Below are 19858 nucleotides of genomic sequence, written 5' to 3' on the forward strand. Positions count from 1 at the left end.
TGTCACCGCCTGTATGCGCAAATACCTGACCAGGCTCAATGCCATGAAGCGTGACAACGCACCTTGGGCAGCCGGTATAGCGGGGGGCGCTCAAGACAGTTGACTCCTACAGGCGCCGATGGATTCCCGGGCAAGCCCCAGCCGAGCATGGCTCGGCTCTACCAACGTGACGTGACGTAACGTGGCCCGGCGCAGCCTACGGCATTATCATTCGCAGCATCGCGGCCCGTGCCGCTGGCAGTCACCGCAAGGATTTACCGCAATGATGGAAGAACTCCTGATCGTCACCACCGGTGGCACGATCGACAAGATCTACTTCGACGACAAGTCCGATTACCAGATCGGTGATCCGCAGATCGGCATGATCCTGCGCGAGCTGGGCGTGACCTTCCGTTTCAATGTGATTCCGATCCTGCGCAAGGACTCGCTGCACATCAGCGACGACGACCGCGAGCTGATCCGCGCCACCATCGCCGCGCAGCCAACCCGCCACGTGCTGGTCACCCACGGTACCGACTCGATGGTGGCCACCGGCAAGGTGCTGGCCACCATTCCCGGCAAGACCATCGTGATGACCGGCGCGCTCAGCCCGGCCCGTTTCCGCGGTTCCGATGCCGAGTTCAACATCGGCTGCGCGATCGGCGCGGTGCAATCGCTGCCGGAAGGCGTCTACATCGCCATGAACGGCCGCATCTGGAATCCGGAGAAGGTCCGCAAGAACGTCGACGCCAACCGCTTCGAATCGCTGTAAGTGGCAAAAAGCACCCGCGCTACCGCCGCATTGGACAAGGCAGGCATCGCCCATGGCGTGCATGCCTATGACTACTCAGCCGATGTCGACAGCAAGGGGCTGGCGGCAGCGCAGGCGCTGGGCATTGCCCCGCAACGCATGTTCAAGACGCTGATGGCGTGGGTGGACAAGCAGCCACTGATCGCGGTGATTCCCTCCGATCAGCGCTTGTCCTTGAAGAAGCTTGCCGCCCATTGCGGCGGCAAGCACGCGCAGATGATGGAAGTCCCCGAGGCCGAGAAGCGCAGCGGCTACAAGGTCGGTGGTATCAGTCCCTTTGCACAGCAGCGACCGGCCAAGGTGGTGTTCGCCACCAGCGCTTCGCAGCACGACACGCTGTACATCAACGCCGGCCAACGCGGCCTGCTGCTGGATATCGCCCCGGCCGACGCCTTGCAGGTTCTGCAGGCCAGTTGCACCGATATCTGCGAGGACTGAGTTGCGTTCACCGGAATGAGCCTGACTACAACGCCAGACTCATGCACAGTGACAAGCGCTGCTTTGCGCTAGAACGTGATCGACCAGCCATTGAGGCGCCCGGTATCGCCGCTGGCCCTGTCGTTGACACGCAACTTCCAGATGCCATTCAAGGCCTCGTTGGATAGATTGACCTCGAAGGCCTGCTTGATGTCATCGGCACTGCCTCCTTCGTAGTTGCTCAGCAGATAGGCACGGCCGCCAGGCGCGAGCAGCTCCACCTTCAGGTCGCCGCGCCAGCTATGGCTGATATCCACCGTTACCGGAGTGGCTGCCGGGGCATTGGCGGTACGCCCTGATACGTTGATCGCACTCTCCACCGTGCGGTTGTCGGGGATATCCACCCCCTCGTTGCTGCTATAGGTCTGTGCCGGCAGCAGACCCCAACTCGCCTTCAAACGCACCGCCGAGTACGCCGAGTAGCCGGTCAACATGACGTGGTAAGTGCCCGCTGCAGGAACGGGAATACTGCAGCTCTCGGCATTGCCTGCAGTGAACGGACGGCAATCGTAGGTGGAGGCGGTGGGGCGGCTGGCAGCGCGCACGTACAGGTCCGCATCGCCATTGCCGCCGGCAATACTGATCAGCAGATTCGACGCCCCCGCAGGTATCCGCACGCTGTAATAACTGTTGCTGCCCTTGCTGCCCGCCAAGCCAGTCAGCGCCACACCGTTGTCCAGCTCGGTTGCCGGGTCTGGCTCCGGCTCCGGTGGCAACGGGCCACCCAATGCTACGGCCACAGCCGCTTGTGCATTGACGATGCCGGCGCCGATCTCGCGGTCCGGTGCAGCGGGAAAGGGAGTCACCGTAGCCTTGATCAAGGCTTCAATCTCCGTTGGCGTACGCACGGGATTGGATACCTGTTGCACCAGTGCCACCACGCCAGCCACATGCGGCGCCGCCATCGAGGTCCCGCCATAGGAGGCGTAGCTCTCGCCCACCGGGCCCTTGCTGCCATTGTTGAGCGTGGAAAGAATGGAGCTGCCCGGCGCTGCAACGTCCACCAGTGGACCATGGTTTGACTGCTGGCTACTGCTCCAGATCGAACGTTTGCCAGCGCTGTCACTGGCAGCAACGGCGATGACATTGTTGCAGTTGGCAGGCGAGGCCTTGCCAACGTTGCTGTTGCTGTTGCCAGCCGCAATGACCAGGGTCGCGCCCTTGCCTGTCGCGCTGTTGATCGCGTTCTGCATGGTGCTGCCGCACGTGCCAGCGCCACCCAAGCTGAGATTGATGACCTCTGCCGGATTGGCATTTGCGGGCACGCCGGGTACCTGCCCGCCAGCGGCCCAGACAATCGCATCGGCGATATCCGAGGTATAGCCACCACAACGACCAAGCACGCGTACCGGTACGATCCTGACACCAGGCGCAACGCCCGCCACACCCTTGCCGTTGTCGGTCACCGCCGCAACGGTGCCGGCCACATGGGTGCCATGCCAACTGGAGTTCTGCGCACCGTGGCTGCCACCACATTGGTTGGCTGTCACCCAGTCACCCGGGTCGCTGGCATCGTCATCTCGACCATCGCCATCATTGGCCACCTCGATGTCATCAATGAAGTCATAACCAGGCAGAACATTGGCATTCAGGTCGCTGTGGCTGGCAATACCGGTATCCAGCACCGCCACCACCACGCCAGCCCCGATCGCATTTTCCCAAGCCTCGGCGGCCTTGATGCCATAGGTGCCGGACAGCCCCCATTGCTCGCCGAACCGTGGATCGTTCGGCGCGGCATCGATGGTATGCCGCAGATCAAGCTCGACATAGTCGACATTGCGATCCGCAGCCAATCGATGCATCAGTGCTTGCGCCTCGATGCGATCCAGCGGGGTGTCCACCTGCACCACGTCCGCACCAACCGCCAACCGGCGCAGGTGCTGCAGCGTGCCTGTTTTGCCTGCGCGCACCGGCAGCGCACGTGCGGCAGAGGTCAAGGCGTTGCCCAGCGCGACCTTGCTTTCAATCCGAGTCATGTCCGGGCGGAGCTTGACGATAAAGCGTTGATGCGCAGGTGCGGAGTCCAGACCTGCGAGTTGCACTTCACCGGCCAAAGCCGGCATGCACAACAGCAGGGGAAACAGCGAAGCAGTGCCAGCTGCCACGAACCCACGGCAAAGCCTACGGCGCGATTTGGATGACATTGTTTAACCCTTCTGCATGGAAGTTGCCGCTTGCGCGGCGCCGGCCCTGCCCAGTGCTTCTGGTGTGGACAGCAACCGTCACCTGGACAGGACGCTCCGGATCGCCCCCTGTCACCGACCCGCCTGCCGACACTAGGCATCCGCCTTGCACACTCCCATCGGGGGACTACTGAAACCCCTGTCCCAGCCGCAGTCAGAACCCCCCAACGCATCAGTCAGGGAAGCGCACAGCACGATCCTCGATGCATCCGGGACACATCAATGCCGGCAATGACTGCTCGCGGCATGACAAAGCAACACGCTGAAGAGTGGTGGGATCCGCACGCGCTGAGATCCACCAACGAGCAAACAAAAAGCCCCGGCGAGAACGCCGGGGCCCTGTCACATCACAACAAGGCAATGGTGCCTTCAGTCGGCCATTGCCTGCCGCTTGAACCTTGCTCAATTCAGAACCTGATCGACCAACTGTTGATACGACCGGTGTCGCCACTGGCCTTGTCGTTGACGCGCAGCTTCCAATTGCCGTTGAGCGCTTCGCTGGACAGATTCACGTTGAAGGTCTGCTTGATGTCGTCGGCACTGCCGCCGGCATAGTTGCTCAGCACATAGACACTGCCATCCGGCGCGACCAGATCCACTTTCAGATCACCCTTCCAGGTGTGGCTGATGTCCACCGTAACCGGCGTCGATGCCGGTGCAGTGCCGGTTCGCCCGGAGACGGCGATGGCGCTTTCCACAGTGGCGTTGTCGACGATGGTGACGGCGGTAGCGTTGCTATAGGTCTGCACACCGCCACTGCCACCACCTGTACTCCAACTGGCCTGCAGGCTGACCCCGGAGAACGCCGAGTACGCGGACAGCATCACGTGGTAGGTACCTGCAACTGGTGTTGCGAAGGTGCAGCTCTCGGCATTGCCGGTCTTGTACGGCCGGCAATCATAGGTGGACGTGGTCGGCTGGCTGCCGGCGCGCACATACATGTCCGCGTCGCCGCTGCCGCCCGAGCTGGCAATCACCAGATTGCTCGCACCCGCCGGCACCTGCACGGTGAAGTACTGCGTACTGCTGGCAGCGCCGGAAAGCCCGGTAATCGGCACGCCATTGTTCAACACCGTGCCGCCCGGGTTCGGATTGCCACCGCCGTTTGCGGCATCCACCACCGCCTTGGCATTGAGGATGCCTGGACCGATGCTCTGCGATGGAGTGGTTGGGAATGCGGTGACATTGGCTTTGATCAAGGCCTCGACCTGCGCCGGTGTTTTTGGCGTGGTTGAAACCGCCTGCAGCAGCGCGACAACGCCGGCCACATGCGGGGTGGCCATCGAGGTGCCGTTGTACGACGCATAACTTTCCGCGCCCGGCGTGGTGGTGCCGCTGTTGAGCGTGGACAGGATGTTGGAGCCTGGTGCGGCGATGTCGATCAGTGCGCCGTAGTTGGAGAAGCTCGAACGTGCGCCGGTGCTGGTCGTGGATGCCACCGCGATCACGTTGTTGCAGTTGGCCGGCGAAGCGTTGGAGACATTGGTGTTGTCGTTGCCGGCAGCAATCACCAGCGTGGTGCCGCGACTGACCGCGCCATTGATTGCCGCCTGGGTGGTGCTGCCACAGGCACCTGAGCCACCCAGGCTGAGATTGATCACCTCGGCCGGATTGGCATTTGCCGGTACGCCCGACACGGTGCCACCGGATGCCCAGATGATGGCGTCAGCAATATCCGAGTCGTAGCCACCGCAGGTGCCGAGCACACGCACCGGCACGATCTTGGCGCCGTAAGCCACGCCCGCAACACCCTTGGCGTTGTTGGTAACCGCAGCGATGGTGCCGGCCACATGCGTGCCATGCCAGCTGGAGCCCTGCGCGGCATGGGTGCCACCGCATTGGTTGGCGCTTACCCAATCCCCTGGATCGCTGGGATCGTTGTCGCGGCCATTGCCATCGTTGGACACCGTGGTGTCGTTGATGAAGTCATAGCCCGGCAGCAGGTTGGCGGCCAGGTCGCTGTGGGCGGTGATGCCGGTATCCAGCACCGCCACCACCGAACCGGCGCCATTGGTGACATCCCAGGCTTGGTTGGCCTTGATGCCGTAGGTTCCGGAGTAGCCCCATTGCTCGCCGTAGCGGGTGTCATTCGGGGTCAGGCGGATGGTGTTGAGGCGATCGACTTCGACGTACTCGACGTTCGGATCGGCGGCCAGTTTACGCATCAGCGTTTCGGCTTCGACACGGTCCAGCTTGGCATCGGCGCGGACCACATCCGCACCTACCGCCAGTCGCCGCATGTGCTGCACGCCGACACTCTTGCCGGCGCGGGTCGGCAGCGCGCGGGCAGCGGAGACCAGGGTCTTCTGCAGGGCCGCGTCGCCTGCGGCCTGACGGCTGTCCTGGCGGTATTTGACGATGAAGCGCTGATGCGTCGGCGCGGAATCCAGACCGGCCAGATGCACATCGCCGGCCCAGGCCGGCGCACACAGAAGCAGGGACGACAACGAAGCAGTGCCAACAACTACCAACCCACGAACGAGCGTACGGCGCGATTTGGATGACATTGATGAGCCCTTCTGCATTGAGAGGAAGCTGCTTGCGCAGCATCGGTCCTACCCGGGGCCCTGCCAGATGCGAAGAGGTTGCTGCCCGGGTAGAACTACCCGAACCAGTCCCCTGTTACCGATCCGTTGGCGGACAGTAAATGGCGGCTGAATCAATGACAAGAGCGTTACAACAGAAACTGTTGCTCCGTCACGTTTACGCAAGTGAGTGATTCGTAAAGACTATTTACTCATCCCTTGGTATTGCTGGCTTGTACGGGCAGGTGTCCGGACAAAGAAAAACCCGCTGCGAACAGGTCGCAGCGGGTTAATTCACTTAACTGAGCAGGGATGCTCAGGCGTCCAGGCGCACCAACCAACCATGACGGTCCGGCTGACGGCCGTACTGGATGTCGGTCAATTCCTTGCGCAGCGACATGGTGACCTCGCCGGCCGGCGCGTTGATATCGCCTACCGAGAAGTCTTCGCCCTTGAGCTGGCCGATCGGGGTGATCACCGCAGCGGTACCACAGGCAAACACCTCGGTGATTTCGCCCGAGCTGACGCCCTGCTTCCACTCATCGATGGTGACCTGGCGCTCTTCCACGTTCATGCCACGGTCGCGGGCCAGCTGCAGCAGCGATTCGCGGGTGATGCCTTCCAGGATGCTGCCCGACAGTGCCGGGGTAACCAGCTTGTTTTCCTTGCCGTAGACCAGGAACACGTTCATGCCGCCCAGTTCTTCCAGGTACTTGCCCTCGACCGGATCGAGGAACAGCACCTGCGAGCAGCCCTGTGCCTGCGCCTGCTGCTGCGGCAGTAGCGAAGCCGCGTAGTTGCCGCCGCACTTGGCCGCACCGGTGCCACCCTTGGCAGCGCGCGCGTAATCGGTGGACAACCAGATCGCCACCGGCGCCACGCCCTTGGCGAAGTACGGGCCGGCCGGGCTGGCGATCACGTAATACGTCGCTTTGTGCGCGCCGCGCACGCCGAGGAAGGCTTCATCGCCGATCATGAACGGGCGGAAGTACAGGCTGGCTTCGTCGGCATCGGACACCCAGTCCTTGTCCAGCGCGACCAGCTGCTTGAGCGACTCGACGAAGATCTCAGCCGGCAGTTCCGGCAGCACCAAGCGACGCGCCGAACGCTGCAGGCGGGCGGCATTGGCTTGCGGGCGGAAGGTCCACACCGAACCGTCGGCGTGACGGTAGGCCTTGATGCCTTCGAAGATTTCCTGGCCGTAATGCAGCACGGCAGCGGCCGGGTCCAGCGAGATCGGGCCGTACGGCGTTACCGCCGCATTGTGCCAGCCGCTGTCCTTGTCCCAGCGTACGGCCACCATATGGTCGGTGAAGTGCAGACCAAAGCCCGGCTTTTCCAGGATTTTGGCGCGCTCCTCGGCGCTACGCGGATGGTCCGAACGGGTGACATCGAAGCTCAACGAAGACTGGGACACCGGATAATTCCTTCCAGATTGCGGGATGGGACAGCCCCGATGCCACGCTGGCAGCGGGGGTGCAGCACAAACCGTCACCGGCAGCCGCCGGCGCGGGCTTACAGCATGCCAGTTTCCAGGCGCGCCGCCTCGGACATCATGTGACGCCCCCACGGCGGGTCGAACACTAGGTCGACGTCGGCCTGGGCCACGGTCGGGATCATTTCCAGCTTGCTGCGCACGTCGTCGACCAGGATCTCGCCCATGCCGCAGCCCGGTGCGGTCAAGGTCATCTTGACGTCGACCTCGCGCTGGCCGTCGTCCAGGTGCTTGATATCCACTTCGTAGATAAGCCCAAGGTCGACGATGTTGAACGGGATTTCCGGGTCGAAGCAGGTGCGCAGCTGTTGCCACACCAGCTTCTCGACATCCTCGTCGCCAGCGTCATCGGGCAGTTCCAGCCCCGGCGGCGGCTCCTTGCCGATGGCGTCGCCGTCCTTGCCGGCGATACGGAAGAGGTTGCCTTCGACAAACACCGTATAGCTGCCACCCAGTGCCTGGGTGATGTAGCCATAACTGCCGGCCGGCAAGGTCACGCTATCGCCCTGCGGCACCATCACGGCCGGGCAATCACGCTCAAAATGGACAGGTTCACTGCTACGGGAATACATGTAGATGGATATGGGGACGCGGTGGCTACCCGCAATGGCCCCATTTTATCCGACTGGGCGTCATCGCCGCTGAAACGCTATGCTGCGGAATCTGTTCGGGAATGCCCATGTCGCCTGTGTCCACCTCGGCCAGCCGTAGCCGCCACTGGCTCTGGCCTGTTTTGTTGCTGCTCGGAAGCCTCACCCTGACGCTTGCCTGGATGTTTGCCGCCCTGGCCACCGGCACCCAGGCTGGCTGGATGGCTGTGCTGGCTGCGCTGGAAGCGGCGTGGATGCTGCGTCTGGGCGCCTTCCGTGCCGGCCCGGCGCGCATTGCTGTCGCAGTACTCGCCACCTTGCTGATCGCCGTGGCCGCCAACTGGCTCATTGCTGCAGCCTATGTCGGCGGTCCGATGGGGCTGACGCCCTGGGAATCGGCGCTGCGGATGGGTCCGCATTTCGCCTGGACATTGCTGTCGCTGGCCAATGGCCTGGGCGAGCTGATCTGGCTCGCCCTCGCGCTGCTGGTGGCGTGGCGCGTGGCCCGCTGAGTTCCGGTTGGTTACAGCCCTGGTGAGAGGCTGAATGGACAACTGAAACCAAATGTCAGTTTTTGCACATTGCCAAGGGCCGGATCCGCACATTCGTTGCAGTTAAAAATTCGTAATTTCGTGACTCCCTCGCACCACTTTGCGGAGAGTCATACGTGAGTATTCAGCCACTGAGCCAAGCTGTTCGCCTCGCACTGCTACCAATTTCGACTGCCGCCCTTGCTCTGGGAGCGACGGGCAGCGTCCTCGCACAGGACACCGCACCCAAAGAAGAAGCCACCAACCTGGACCGCATTCAGGTCACCGGCTCGCGCATCAAGCGCGCCGATCTGGAAACCTCCAGCCCCGTCTTCACCATCGACAGGCAGAACATCGAGAGCTCAGGCGCTGCCACCGTCGGCGAGTTCCTGCAGCGCACCCCGGCTATCGCTGGCGCGGCAACCAACCCACAGGTCAACAATGGCGGCGGCGCGGGCGCAGCCACGGTGGATCTGCGCGGCCTGGGTGTGAACCGCTCGTTGGTGCTGGTAGATGGCAAGCGCTGGATCGGCACCATCTCCAACGCCAATGGCGCGGTGGACGTGAACTCCATCCCGATGGCGTTGATCGAACGCGTGGAAGTGCTGAAAGACGGTGCCTCCGCCATCTATGGCTCCGATGCAATCGGCGGCGTGGTCAACTTCATCCTGCGCAAGGATTTCGAAGGCCTGGAAGCCAGTGCCTTCTACGGCATTTCCTCGCGCGGTGATGCCGACACACAGCGGTTTGATGCCACCTTCGGCCTGCATGGCGAAAAGGGACGCCTGATGCTGGGCGCCAGCTATGACAAGGAAGACCAGGTCAGCGCCGCCGACCGTACCTATTCCAGCCAACCCTATCAACTGTATGCGGGCGAGAAGGGCATCGGCGGTACCAGCCGCATCTTGACTGGTCGCTATGTGGTACCACGCGCGTCGGCAACAGGGGTAGACCTGAGCGATCCCAACTGCGGTAGCGGCGCCAACGTAACGTTGACCCGCATTGACGGCCGTCCGGGCTCCTCGAAGTCCGACTTCCGTTGTTTCAATCCCAACACGGATGTTTACAACTTCCAGGCCGATGGCAACCTGAACCTGACGCCGCAGGAACGCACCTCGTTGTTCATGAGTGGCACCTATCAACTCACCGACAACATCGAAGGCTTCCTGCTCGGTTCCTGGCTGCGTACAGAATCATCGTTCTTCATTGCCCCGCTGCCATTCGATGGCCGTGCAGCGGTGGACAACGTTCCGATCAGCAAAGACAGCCTCTACAACCCCTTTGGCGTGGACATCACCGATGCCCGCCTGCGCCTGCGTGACTTCATCCCCACTCGTACCACCCGTTTCGAAACCGAGACCTACCAGATAACCGCGGGTCTGCGTGGTGCGTTCGGCGACAGCAGCTGGTCATGGGATGCCTCCTACGGTTACGGCCGCACGCCACAGACATCCGCGGTGCGCGGCTATCTGTACAGCCCTGGCCTGACCGATGCATTGGGCCCATCGATGATCGACCCGGTCACCGGCAACCCGATCTGTGTGCGTACGCCAGGCAACGCGGCAACGGCTATCGCCGGCTGCCTGCCGGTCAACTTCATGGGCCCCGCACCGGATCCAAACACTGCGGCAGGTAAAGCACAACTTGCTGCGCTTGAACTCATCAACCCGACCATTCATAGCAGCAACGAGAACGACCTCAAGGTCTTCAATGCCAACGTCACCGGCGATCTGTTTCAACTGCCGGCAGGCACTGTTTCGTTGGCTGTGGGCGTGGAACGACGCGTGGAGTCAGCCAGTTCCAGCAGTGACTTCCTGACCATCATTCCGCCCGGAGAAACGGTCTGCAAGATCACACAGGAAGCCTGTACCTTCGGCGATATCTCAGGCAAGTTCGACGTCAATGAAATCTACGCCGAGGCACTCATTCCGGTACTGTCGGACATGCCATTCGCCGAGAAGCTGAACTTCTCGTTGGGCACTCGTTATTCGGATTACTCCAACTTTGGCGGCACCACCAACTCCAAGATCGGCATGGAGTGGAAGCCGTTCTCCGACCTGCTGGTCCGTGGCACCTACGCTGATGTCTTCCGTGCTCCCACCATCGGCGACCTGTACTCGCCCACCGTACCGAGCGCCAGCACCTATACCGATCCGTGCAACGGCTACAGGGGCGGCAATCCCACCGCCTGCGCAGGCGTACCAACCGACGGCTCCTTCCGCCAGAGCAACAATCAGGTGACATCGTTCCAGGTCGCCAACGCCAACCTGGTCCCCGAAGAAGGCAAAGTGCTTACCTATGGCTTTGTCTACAGCCCAAGCTGGCTGGAAGGCTTCAGCGTCACTGCCGATTATTGGCGTGTGAAGCTGGACAAGTTCATTACCAGCCTGCCCGAGAACGTACTGCTCAACCAGTGCTTCAATTTCGGCCGCTTCTGCGACACCTTCGTCCGCGACAGCGCTGGCGACGTGGCCCAGATGACCAATATCACCGGCAACTTCGGCACACTGAAGACCTCCGGCATGGACATCGGCTTCCGCTACGCGTTCCCCGAAGGCGCGTGGGGCAAATTCAGCTGGAATCTGGATACCACCTATCTCGCCCAGTACGACGTCCAATTGCTGTCGGGTGACCCCAGCAGTAACGTCGGCGCCTTCCCGGGTATTCCGCAGAGCTCGGGTCTGGCCGGCACCTTCGTCGACAATGCCTCTTCTGGCTTCGGCAACATGGCCCGCTGGCGCGCCCTCAACGACCTCAGCTGGTCGCGCGGCAACCTCAGCGCCAGCCTGACCACCCGCTACGTGCACCACGTGTATGAAGCTCCTGATGTGGCCGATGTCACCGAGCCGGGCTATGTCGCCAAGCGTCGTGTGCCTTCCTTCACCCAGACCGATCTGCAGATCGGCTACCGCTTCGAGGACCTGAAGAACAGCTCGATCCAGATCGGCGTGCGCAATCTTACTGACCGCCAGCCGCCGTTGATCTATTCTGGCTTCAACGCCTCGACGGATATGCGGACCTACGATGCAATCGGCCGTTACTACTGGATGCGCTGGACTGCCCGTTTCTGAGTCTGAACCAGCCACACCTGCATCCGCTGCGGCAGCTGCCGCAGCGGATGTTCATGGCGGCAACCTGCTTCACTACATCCGCACCTACGACCACAGCTTGCCGGTGGACATGTGCGGCAAACTGATCGAATCGTTCAACTCGCTTTCCCGCTTCCAGCAGCGCAACGGCCGTGGCGTGCGTCCAGGCCTCGATGACAGCGCCTGGACCGAGCTGGACGTGAGCCGCCTTTCCGACGCGGGATTCCTCGGCTTCTTCCGCCAGCTGATCAGTAGCGCCCTGCAACGGTACAACGCCGATGTCGGCCTGCCGATTGCCATTCCTGACAGCCCCCTGCTCAGCCCGCTCATCCTCAAGCGCTACCGCGCCGGCGGCGAAGAAAAATTCCAGACCCACTTCGATTCGATCAACGAGGTGTGCGACCGCTATCTGGTCTTCCTGTGGTACCTCAACGACGTCGAATCTGGCGGCGAAACATGGTTTCCCGGCTTGCAGACCGGCGTAGCTCCGCGTGCAGGACGACTGCTCATGTTCCCGCCCTACTGGATGTATGCGCATCAGGGCAAAGCATCGCCGGCGCAGGACAAATACATCCTCTCCACCTACTTGAGATTCCCGCAGCGTCAGTCCAGCGTATAACCATACCGCTGCACCCACGGCTCGAGTATCGCCAGGGTCTGCTCACCAAAGTAAGCCCGGTAGTTGCGCCACCGGCCTACCGCACCGGCGTTGAGTGGCTGCACAACCTGCGAGTAACTGGGTGTATTGATACGGCGGCTGCGTGCACTGGCGTGGTTATCGAAGGACAGCTGTCTTTCCTGCATGGGCAGCGACAGGAAAGCCATCAGCTCGGACAGCTGCCGCGGCAGATCAGCGACCATGTCCTCGTAGCGCAGCACATGCACGCGCGCTGGCACGAGCAACCGCTGCTCATGCCACCAGCTCATGACCTGTGCATAAGTCCGTGCGGTGGATTCCAGCGAGGCGAATGCCAAGGCACCTCCATTGATACCGAATGCCTGCATATGGCAGCTGAGCACGCAGTCACATGGATGTCGCAGCAGCAACAACCAATCCGCCGCCGGAAACAAACGCGCCACGTAAGGCAGGCGCGTCATGGTCAGCGGATACTTGTCGACCAATCGCCGCTTTGGCGTGACGTGGCGCTTCACCTCATCCCAATAGCGCCGCTTCACCGCATCTATCTCATCGGGCGCAAGCGCGTCCAATGCGGCACCAAGATCGTCGCTGCGCCAGCCCGGTGAACTGCGCAGGCTCTCTATCGCCACCTCCAATGCGGGCCGCTCATCCAGGACATCCAGATCTGAATGCGCATCCAGTATCCGCTCCAACAGTGTGGTTCCGGAGCGCGGGAATCCGACAAGAAAGACCGGGTCATCGGGCAGCACCTGATCCGCCGAACGCTGCACCCAGCTGGCTGGCGCGGGCTGCTGCAGCCGCTGCTGCAACCAATCCAGAACTGGCGGCGCCTGGCCACCGCGTGTACGCTGGAGGAAGGCGCTGCTCGCCGCCTCATGCGCAGAGGCCAGTGCCAGCATCGTCTGTTCCACCTGCCCAAGCTGATCATGGTTGCGGGCCAGTTCGAACTGCAGCTGCGCCTGCATCGCAGGTACAATTTGCCGCTGCAGCCCCTCCACCAGTTGCTCGATGGCAAGCTGCTGCTGTTGCTGTCGACGCAGTACACGCGCACAGGCCAGTTCAAACATTCCTGAGCCGTCAGGTCCGTGCGCGGGAGCAACGGCCTGCAGCATCTGGCTCGCCTCCTCCACGCGATTCAATCGTTCCAGCAACAGCGCGAACTGAATCCTCGCCTCCGTCGAATCGGGCGCCTCTGCCAACACCTCTCGGTATAACTCCTGCGCGCGGTCGTCGCAGCCCGCCTGGGCCAGCAACCATGCCAACGCCCGCCGTTCACCGAGGCTCAAGGATGCCGCATTCAATGGCTGCAGGCACTGAGCAAGCTCCTCGAACCGCTCCAGTTCCGCAAGGCTCTGCGCGTATGCCAGACGCACATCGACCGCATCAGGCTCCCTGATCAAGGCGGCGTTCAATAGCTTGCTGGCATCGTCAAAGCGCGCCTGTCCCAGCAGCGCCAAGCCATAACCCAACAGCCAGGCCACATCGTCAGCGCCCAGCGCGCGCGCGCGTTCAAACGCCGCACCCGCAGCGTGTGCATCCGCGCTTTCGAGGCAGACATTGCCCAGGTTCATCCACGTACTCAGCGACCCCGGCTGCAGCTCCGCGGCCTTGAAAAACCAGCTGCGCGCCTCCTGCACCTGGCCCTGCCCTGCGAGGGCCATTGCCAGCACCTCCATTCCCGGAGCAAAGCCCGGCGTCTGGTCGAGCATTCGACGCATTGCGGCTTCCGCCGCCCGCTGTCGACCCTGCTGAAGATCCTCCAGCGCCCTTGCCAGCTCAACCTGCATCAAAGCCCCCGATGGTTGCAAAAGAATCCATCCAGATCACGGCAGAATCTTGCTTTTTGACAATCCAAGCGCAAACGCACGCATGTCATTCACTTGACGCCAGCAAGCAGCATAGGACCTGTTCGGGGACTTGGTAAGTCACTCTTCTCTCTGCACAGGTCAGACCCTACTCAGCCCAAAGTCAACGGGCACGATGGTCGGCCCCGAACCTGCCCGGCACCTGCCGGGCATTTTTTTCGGCAAAGGCCCTCAGGCCGCCGTTCTGAAATTTCGGTTCTCGTTGCCAGACTCCAATAGCCATGCGATGTTTCCATCGCGATCAGAGCTACGGCTGCTCAAACGAAATTTTTACTTCCCACTCGTTCCGACCGATAAGGCAGTGAAGACGAAGTGAGAATTCAGCATCATTTGCTACATGGCTCTCAATCCTTGGACCTCTCCAGCCACGCTGGCGCGAGCGTGCACGCCACAACCGGCCACGGACGCGGCGCCCGCCTACTCATTCCTGCCGGCTGGACAAGCGTCAGCCTGGTACTGACAGGGCTTCTGGAAGTCGCTAGCAGCGATGCTCCGTGGCAACTAGGTGCCCATCAGCTGCAGCTATGGCTAGAAGGCGAACTGCGCCTTGCCAGTCGCAGCTATGCCTGGTGGCTGTGTATCGCTGCACCTGCCGCACTATGGGAGCAGCTACCCAGCGTACCGACAATCAGCAGCCACCTTATCCCGCGCGAAATCAACTGCGACCGGGAGCTCGCGCGCGCCGTGCTGCACATGGCGCGGCGCCGTTGCTTCGACAACGATCGCGACACCACTGCCGTAGTGGATGGCATGTCGGTGCTACGGGACGTCCTGATAGAACGACAGCAATCACTGCACAGCCAGCTCAATCGCTGCAGTGGCCGCACCGCATTGCGACGTCACCAGACCATGCTTCGGCTATTGCGCGTGCAGCACCTGATCCGCTGCAACATGGACGCGCGATTGGACCTCAACAGCTTGGCGGCCATTGCCAACTATTCACCACCTCATCTCATTCGCATCTATCGCGAAGTATTTGACGAAACCCCATTTGAGTATGCCAGCCGCCTGCGATTGCAGCGCGCATGGGAACTGGTATGTACTACCGACCTTTCAATCTGTGAAATAGCCGACGCACTGGGCTTTGAGACCGAGAGCGCGTTCTGTCGCTCCTTCAAACAAACGTTCTCCTGTACTGCAAGCCAAGCTCGCCGGAATGGCAGATCTGCCCTGCCAACCCTCGCCACATGCAGTCCTGCACCCGGAGACGCCAAACTGGCCGAAGTTGTCGGTGAGCTAGATATCTATTAACAGCGCTTACTGTTCCAGATATGCCGGCGCTTTAGCCAAGCCCTGCATGACCTGACCATCGTGACACTCCTTCTGCCGCGGCATCTGTCCGGCACGGCATAGTGGTGCATCGCCTCACCCCATCGCCACACCGATCGCATGAATACAGCTCCAGCAACATCCCCCCTGCCTGAACTCTACGTTCTCGTCTGTTGAAGCCTGCTCGCTGCGCTTATCACGATCAGTAGCGGAACGCCGCAGCACCTCCCGATGGCTCCAGACGCTCCGCTCCTTTCCAGGAGAGTTCGCAGCAGCGCGTGTGTGCTGCCGCCATCGCTTTCATGTCCCCGATTCAGCAAGGCCTGAGCACAGCGGGGCACCTTTTTAACGTTTGCAGGTGAGGTACTCGGCCATCGCCTGCGTCTGAAATGAGCAGAGCTCCACAAAAAGCTCAAACGGCGGGCGGCGGAACACCGGCTGCACAGCGCAAAAGGTCCACAACGCGACACCGCGCACGCCGTCCGTTCACACAGACACTTTGGGGGGGAAGGTGCGATGGGTATCAAACATCATCTGGTTCAGGGTTCACAGTCACTCGATCTGTCCACGCAACGTCCGGACAGCATCCACGCCATCAGCGGCCGCGGCAAAGGTGGGCGGCTGAGCATTCCTGCTGGCTGGATCAGCGTCACCCTGGTGCTGGACGGCACGTTGGAGCTGAGCAATGGCGATCTGCCATGGCAGCTTGGCACGCACCAACTGCAGCTCTGGATGGACGGCAGCCTGCGTCACATCACCCGCGAGCATGGCTGGTGGCTATGCATTGCCGCCCCGGCAGCACTCTGGCAGAAACCGCCAAAGTCCACCGCATCCATCATCAACTGCCTGATACCCCGTGAACTGACCTGCGACAGGGAACTGGCGCGCGCAGTCGTGCACCTGTGCCGGCCGCGCTGGTTCAAGCACAACCCTGCTACCGGCGACGCCGCCTATAAATTGGGGTTGCTCCGTGATGCGCTGGTCGATCGCCAGCAGCCCATGCAGATGCAGCTCGAGCGCTGCAGTGGTCGCACTGTGCTGCGACGCCATCAGACGATGCTGCGGTTGTTGCGCGTGCAGCACCTGATCCGCTGCACCATCGAGACCCGCCTGGACCTGATCAGCCTCGCAGCGGTGGCCAACTACTCACCCACGCACCTGATCCGGATCTATCGCGAGGTCTTTGGCGAGACGCCGAGTGAGTATGCCGCGCGCCTGCGCAACCAACGCGCATTGGATATGGTCTGCAATACCAGCCTGTCAGTGTGCGAGATCGCAGAGTCTCTGGGCTTTGAAAGCGAAAGCGCGTTCTGCCGGGCGTTCAAGCATGCCTTCGGCTGTACCACCACCGCCGCCAGGCGCGGTCAGCAGGTACAGGACAATGCACTGGCCGCTCCCGAACTGATGCCGCCGATCCATGCCGTCACCGGACCGCAGATGCTGGAATGGGCGGTGGCCTCCTGACCACCACCCTCCGGCTTCAATGTCCGCCGTCCAGCGCCTTGAGTTCACTGACCAGGGCGCTGGCCGCTTCGGCACCATCGCCGTACAACATGCGGGTGTTGTCCGCGTAGAACAGCGCGTTCTCGATCCCGGCAAAACCGGTACCTTTGCCGCGCTTGATGACGATGGTGTTTTTCGAATTGACCACATCCAGGATCGGCATGCCATAGATCGGGCTGGTCGGGTCGGTCTTGGCGACCGGATTGACCACGTCGTTGGCACCGATCACCAGCGAGACGTCTGTGTTGGCAAACTCCGGATTGATATCGTCCATGTCGGCGATCAGGTCATACGGCACGCCGGCTTCGGCCAGCAGCACGTTCATATGACCGGGCATGCGCCCGGCCACCGGGTGGATCGCGAACTTCACCTTGACCCCGCGTTCGATCAGGCGCTGCGCCAGCTCCCATATCTTGTGCTGGGCCTGCGCCACCGCCATGCCGTAGCCAGGCACGATCACCACGCGCTCGGCGAAGGCCATCATCGCCGCCACATCCGCCGCCTCGATAGGCTTCTGCGAGCCGCTGATTTCCGCGCCCTGGCCGCCACCACCGAAGTTGGAGAACAGCACACCGCTGATCGGCCGGTTCATCGCCTTGGCCATCAATCGGGTCAGCAGGATGCCGGCTGCGCCAACCATCATGCCGGCGATGATCAAGGCCTCGTTGCCCAGCACATAACCTTCGAACGCCACGGCTAGACCGGTGAAGGCGTTGTACAGCGAGATCACCACCGGCATGTCGGCGCCGCCAATCGGCAGCGTCATCAGCACACCCAGCGCCAGCGCCACCGCGAAGAAGCTGATGATCGCCAGTGGCTGCAGGCTTACCGCCGCCCACACACCCAGCACCACCGTCGTCACCGCAATCAGCAGATTGAAAACCTGCTGCCCGGGGAAGGTGACGCGTTTGTCCAAGCGACCGTCGAGTTTGGCCCAGGCAATGATCGAACCGGACAGCGACACCGCACCGATCGCCGAACCGATCACCGCCAGCGCCAGCACCGTGTTCGACGGCAACCGTGCCGACAGGTCGGCGATGGCCTGCGCACTCCAATGGCTGGTGTCGCGGTTGGCCAACTCGGAAAAGCGCAGCAACTCCACTGCGCCAATCGCCGCGGCCGAACCACCGCCCATGCCGTTGTACAGCGCCACCATCTGCGGCATGTCGGTGATGGCAACCTTCTTGGCCGATACCCAGGCCAGCCCGGTGCCGAGCACCAAGGCCACGGCGATCAGCGCGATGTTGTGCAGCCCCGGCAGGAAGAACGTGGCCGCAGTGACGATCAACATGCCCGCGCCGGCCCATTGGATGCCGCTGCGTGCGGTCTTGGGCGAGGCCATGCGCTGCAGGCCCAGCAGGAACAGCGTGGCAGCGACCAGGTAACTCGTATTGACCAGGATCGATATGCTCATGCACCGGCCTCCAGAGCCGTGTCGGTATGGCGAGGAGACTGCTTGTCCAGGCGATGGTGTTCGCGCATTTCAATGGCGGTTTTCAGCAGCCCGATCATGCCCAGCCCGAACGCCACCATACCTAGTGCCAACTGCGATAGCGCCGTGGTTGGCGCCAGGGCGGCACCCAGCAATCCCAGTACGATCGGCAACAGGGCCTGCGCGCTGATCAGCCACAGCATCAGGCCGCCCTTGCGCGGGTCCTCCCAGACTCGCTTCGACATCTTGTTCTGGGTCTTGGCCGGGTCCTGCAGCGAGGACATGCCGACGCCAACGCCTGCATACAATAGCGCGCTGTTGTAGGCGTCGAGCGCACCGTGCATGCCATTGAACAACGGCCGTGCCGCATAGGCGAACGCCACCAGCAAGGCTGGATACTGCAGGTAGCTGAGCCACTGGAAAACCTGCCGTGCGCTGATCGAGGATCTGTCTGTACTACCGGCAGGTGAACTCACTTGTCCTTCCCTTCCGGCTTCTTCGAACTCTTGAACATGTCCAGCATGCGCTCGGTCACCACATAGCCACCGGCCGCATTGCCTGCACCCAGGGCCACGGCGATGAAGCCGATGACCTTCTCCAGCGTGGTATCGGCGTGGCCGAGCACCACCATCGCGCCAATCAGCACGATGCCGTGGATGAAGTTGGAACCGGACATCAACGGTGTGTGCAGGATCACCGGCACCCGCGAGATGATCACGTGGCCGGCAATCGCTGCCAGCATGAAGATGTACAACGCTACGAACCCGTCGCTCATTGCTTGGTCTCTCCGAGGCTGGAAGCGCCTGTCCGGCATCATAACCATGTGGCCGAAGCCGGCGCGACCGTTGCGTTGTCAACCGATTCCGCACCCGCGCGTTATTACTCCCAGAGACCACGACCGGGACGCTACCCTGTGCTGGTGACCAGCCCACCCTTGATGCCGCCTGTTGCTGTACCCGCCTCGCTGGACGCGTTCCTGGCGGGCATCGGGCCGCGCGCGTTCCGTTTCGCCGAAGCCGGCCTGCGCCAGCGCGACGATGCCTTGGATGCAGTACAGGACGCCATGGAGCGCATGCTGGGCTACCGCGAGCGGCCCGCGGAGGAATGGACGGCCTTGTTCTGGAGCATCCTGCGCCGGCGCATCATCGACCTGCAGCGCCGCCGCAGCTTTCGCCTGAAGTTCTGGGCGCCCCAGGAAGAGCACGACCAGGACGGCACCATCGACTGGGCCGATGAAGCACCCGGTCCGGCGCAGACCCATGAACAGCAACACAGTTATGCCCAGCTGGTCCAGGCATTGCGGCGGCTGCCGGCCCGCCAGCGCGAGGCCTTCAGCCTGCGGGTACTGCAGGAACTGGACGTGTCCACTACCGCCAAGGCCATGGGCTGCTCGGAAGGCTCGGTAAAAACCCACCTGTCGCGTGCCCGCGACGCTTTGCAGAAACAACTGGAGGCCACGCGGTGAACCGC

Annotated in this window: 16 protein-coding genes and 2 pseudogenes; 8 read left to right on the forward strand and 10 right to left on the reverse strand. The window is 62.2% G+C overall.

The window, feature by feature from the left end; genetic code table 11:
- Positions 1 to 265: 265 nt before the first annotated feature.
- Together ACVOMF_RS13940 and ybaK are read left to right on the forward strand one after the other, a co-directional pair.
- On the forward strand, positions 266 to 751 hold the full coding sequence (locus ACVOMF_RS13940; RefSeq protein ID WP_282267147.1) for an asparaginase domain-containing protein: 486 nt from the start codon (positions 266 to 268) through the stop codon (positions 749 to 751).
- Positions 752 to 1228 carry a Cys-tRNA(Pro) deacylase gene (ybaK, locus tag ACVOMF_RS13945; protein WP_481509833.1) on the forward strand — a complete coding sequence of 159 codons (477 nt, stop codon included), beginning with the start codon at positions 752 to 754 and terminating at the stop codon, positions 1226 to 1228.
- 68 nt (positions 1229 to 1296) lie between these two features.
- Here ybaK and ACVOMF_RS13950 read toward each other — a convergent pair whose 3' ends face one another.
- From ACVOMF_RS13950 to sufT, 6 genes and pseudogenes are all read right to left on the reverse strand, one after another.
- Complete coding sequence (locus ACVOMF_RS13950; RefSeq protein WP_481509849.1) at positions 1297 to 1671, reverse strand: proprotein convertase P-domain-containing protein; 375 nt, start codon at positions 1669 to 1671, stop codon at positions 1297 to 1299.
- Positions 1651 to 3411, reverse strand: a pseudogene (locus ACVOMF_RS13955) (S8 family peptidase); the annotation flags it as partial. The pseudogene ACVOMF_RS13955 and the gene ACVOMF_RS13950, both read right to left, overlap by 21 nt.
- Before the next feature lie 446 nt (positions 3412 to 3857).
- Positions 3858 to 4199 (reverse strand): proprotein convertase P-domain-containing protein, encoded by a 342-nt coding sequence (locus tag ACVOMF_RS13960; protein WP_481509850.1) that lies wholly within the window; start codon positions 4197 to 4199, stop codon positions 3858 to 3860.
- Between the two features lie 24 nt (positions 4200 to 4223).
- Positions 4224 to 5957: pseudogene (locus ACVOMF_RS13965) on the reverse strand (S8 family peptidase); the annotation flags it as partial.
- A gap of 334 nt (positions 5958 to 6291) precedes the next feature.
- Complete coding sequence (locus ACVOMF_RS13970) at positions 6292 to 7392, reverse strand: branched-chain amino acid aminotransferase (RefSeq protein WP_481509834.1); 1101 nt, start codon at positions 7390 to 7392, stop codon at positions 6292 to 6294.
- Positions 7393 to 7490: 98 nt separating this feature from the next.
- Positions 7491 to 8042 (reverse strand): putative Fe-S cluster assembly protein SufT, encoded by a 552-nt coding sequence (gene sufT / locus ACVOMF_RS13975; protein WP_057628710.1) that lies wholly within the window; start codon positions 8040 to 8042, stop codon positions 7491 to 7493.
- Positions 8043 to 8149: 107 nt separating this feature from the next.
- Here sufT and ACVOMF_RS13980 point away from each other — a divergent pair, with 107 nt between their 5' ends.
- The 3 genes from ACVOMF_RS13980 (at position 8150) to ACVOMF_RS13990 (ending at position 12298) form a co-directional block, all read left to right on the forward strand.
- On the forward strand, positions 8150 to 8572 hold the full coding sequence (locus tag ACVOMF_RS13980; RefSeq protein ID WP_481509835.1) for a hypothetical protein: 423 nt from the start codon (positions 8150 to 8152) through the stop codon (positions 8570 to 8572).
- Positions 8573 to 8727: 155 nt separating this feature from the next.
- On the forward strand, positions 8728 to 11661 hold the full coding sequence (locus tag ACVOMF_RS13985) for a TonB-dependent receptor domain-containing protein (RefSeq protein WP_481509836.1): 2934 nt from the start codon (positions 8728 to 8730) through the stop codon (positions 11659 to 11661).
- A complete protein-coding gene (locus tag ACVOMF_RS13990) occupies positions 11615 to 12298 on the forward strand; it encodes a 2OG-Fe(II) oxygenase (protein WP_481509837.1) in 684 nt (227 codons plus the stop codon). Before ACVOMF_RS13985 ends, ACVOMF_RS13990 begins: the two co-directional genes overlap by 47 nt.
- Here ACVOMF_RS13990 and ACVOMF_RS13995 read toward each other — a convergent pair.
- Entirely contained in the window at positions 12283 to 14106 is a 1824-nt protein-coding gene (locus tag ACVOMF_RS13995) for a tetratricopeptide repeat-containing sulfotransferase family protein (RefSeq protein ID WP_481509838.1), read from the reverse strand. The genes ACVOMF_RS13990 and ACVOMF_RS13995 overlap by 16 nt on opposite strands.
- Before the next feature lie 429 nt (positions 14107 to 14535).
- Here ACVOMF_RS13995 and ACVOMF_RS14000 point away from each other — a divergent pair, with 429 nt between their 5' ends.
- Positions 14536 to 15435 (forward strand): helix-turn-helix domain-containing protein, encoded by a 900-nt coding sequence (locus ACVOMF_RS14000; protein ID WP_481509839.1) that lies wholly within the window; start codon positions 14536 to 14538, stop codon positions 15433 to 15435.
- 534 nt (positions 15436 to 15969) lie between these two features.
- Positions 15970 to 16917, forward strand: coding sequence for a helix-turn-helix domain-containing protein (locus ACVOMF_RS14005; protein WP_481509840.1), 948 nt, complete (start codon positions 15970 to 15972; stop codon positions 16915 to 16917).
- A 16-nt stretch (positions 16918 to 16933) separates the two neighbouring features.
- Here the strand turns inward: ACVOMF_RS14005 and ACVOMF_RS14010 are convergent, their stop codons facing one another.
- From ACVOMF_RS14010 to ACVOMF_RS14020, 3 genes are read right to left on the reverse strand one after another with little or no spacing between them, the layout of a single operon-like run.
- Positions 16934 to 18370, reverse strand: coding sequence for an NAD(P)(+) transhydrogenase (Re/Si-specific) subunit beta (locus ACVOMF_RS14010; RefSeq protein WP_481509841.1), 1437 nt, complete (start codon positions 18368 to 18370; stop codon positions 16934 to 16936).
- A complete protein-coding gene (locus ACVOMF_RS14015; protein ID WP_481509842.1) occupies positions 18367 to 18864 on the reverse strand; it encodes a hypothetical protein in 498 nt (165 codons plus the stop codon). Before ACVOMF_RS14015 ends, ACVOMF_RS14010 begins: the two co-directional genes overlap by 4 nt.
- Positions 18861 to 19163, reverse strand: coding sequence for an NAD(P) transhydrogenase subunit alpha part 2 (locus tag ACVOMF_RS14020; RefSeq protein ID WP_282267096.1), 303 nt, complete (start codon positions 19161 to 19163; stop codon positions 18861 to 18863). The genes ACVOMF_RS14015 and ACVOMF_RS14020 overlap by 4 nt, the downstream gene beginning before the upstream one ends.
- Positions 19164 to 19325: 162 nt before the next feature.
- Here ACVOMF_RS14020 and ACVOMF_RS14025 point away from each other — a divergent pair, with 162 nt between their 5' ends.
- Entirely contained in the window at positions 19326 to 19853 is a 528-nt protein-coding gene (locus ACVOMF_RS14025; protein WP_481509843.1) for an RNA polymerase sigma factor, read from the forward strand.
- Positions 19854 to 19858 lie beyond the last annotated feature (5 nt).

This window comes from Stenotrophomonas sp. STEN022, assembly GCF_056760155.1.